A 1,739-nucleotide genomic window follows, 5' to 3' on the forward strand; every position below is an offset into this window, starting at 1 on the left:
CGGCGGCAGCGGCAGCGTCCGCGGCCTGCATCGCCTCGAACTCTGCCTGCTCCTCGGGGGAGCGATAGCCGGACAGGATGATCAGGACCATCGCGGTGAAGAATGCGGCGAGCACGGCGCCCATATAGAGGAACATATTGCTGAAGGCCGGAATGGTCAGCAGCGACGTGAACACGAAGGCGTTGGTGGTGACGCCGCCGCCGATACCGATGATCAGACCGCCCACAAAACAGCCGACCAGCATGCGTGGATAGATCCGTTTGAAGCGCAAATGGATGCCGTAGAGCGACGGTTCGGAGATGCCGCCGAGCAGCCCGGCGGTGAGCGCACCGGTCGCCGTCTGGCGCATCTGGAGATCCTTCTGCCGCCACGCCAGGACCAGCACGCCGGCGGTGGCGCCGAAACACGCGAAGTTCCAGGCACCCATGGGGCCTTGGATGAAGTCGTAGCCCAAGGTCTGAATGTTGATCAGCATGATCGCGTTGATCGGCCAGTGCAGACCCAACGGGACCATGAACGGGTAGGCCATCGGGATGACGATGGCGAAGATGAACGGCGAGAAGTCGTTGACCGCCTTGAGCCCGTCACCCAGTGCGGCGCCAGCGTAGACGCCGATCGGGCCGATCAAGAATGCAGTGACCGGGATCATGATCAGCATCGCCAGGAACGGTACGAAGACCAGGTGCACGCTGGCGGGGATGAGCTTTTTGAGGAACTTGTACAGCGGCCCGAGAAGCGCCGCCATCAGCAGCGGCGGGAAGACCTGTGAGCTGTAATCGTTGATGGTCAGCGGCAGACCGAAAACCTCGATGGTCTGCACGTCGAAGCCGAAGATCGTGTGCTGGGTGGCGTTCTCGCTGAAAGCGATGAACCCGGGCAGCATCAGCACGGCCATGATGCCGAAACCGACCCACGGATCGGCGCCGACCTTCTTTGAGGCGTTATAGGCGATCATCAGTGGCAGAAAGACGAAAATACACTGCCACGCTAGGTTGACGAACGTCCACGACGGCGACAGCGGCGGCGCCGTCGGGTCGTTCCAGGCGGGGATCACGTTGAGCGTCGCCATCAGGGACATGAAGGTGATGAACAGCGACGCGCCGAGTAGTGCGCCGAGGACTGGCCGGAACGAGTCGGAGAGGAACTCGAACAGGCCGTCGATCCAGCTGATCTTGCCGCGCGGGCCCTGCGCCCGGGCGGCAGCCTTGACCGCGTCGGCATCGCTGCCGGATCCGGCCTTGGCCATGGCGGGCAGCGCCATGATGTCGTTGTAGACGTCCTGGACGCCGCCGCCGATCACCACCTGGTAATGCCCGGCGCCCTGCGGGACGGCGCCCAGGACCACCGGAATGGCCTCGACGGTCGCTTTGTCGACGTTCTCCGAGTCCGCGAGTTCAAATCTCAGCCGCGTGGCGCAGTGCGTGAGGTGGGTGATGTTGCCAGCACCACCGAGCGCATCGACGATCGCCTGGGCGTCCTGCTTCTGGGCCATGTCCGAAGGCTAAACCCGTGGCGGCGCGCCGATCAGCGGATTGCCGAAAGGAACTCCCGAATCTTCACCGGGTCTTTCACTCCGGGTGCCGACTCGACCCCGCTCGAGACATCCACACCCCATGGCTGCGCCTGCGCGATGGCCGCGGCGACGTTATCCGGGCGCAGTCCGCCAGCCAGCAGCCACCGCCCGGCGGGGGCGTGCTCGCCGACCGCGCTCAGGTCCCATTGCTCGCCCGACCCGGGCC

2 protein-coding genes are annotated in these 1,739 nt (G+C 64.8%); both read right to left on the reverse strand.

The features are described from left to right. Window positions 1–1,492: PTS transporter subunit EIIC (locus WAW85_RS02595; protein WP_422558098.1), on the reverse strand; the 1,492-nt coding region annotated here is incomplete at its 3' end. 32 nt (window positions 1,493–1,524) lie between these two features. After that, window positions 1,525–1,739, reverse strand: a 215-nt coding sequence (locus WAW85_RS02600; RefSeq protein WP_422558099.1) for a phosphoribosylanthranilate isomerase, incomplete at its 5' end; no start/stop codon positions are given.

The sequence above is a fragment of the Gordonia sp. (in: high G+C Gram-positive bacteria) genome, assembly GCF_049299075.1.
Classification (GTDB): domain Bacteria; phylum Actinomycetota; class Actinomycetes; order Mycobacteriales; family Mycobacteriaceae; genus Gordonia.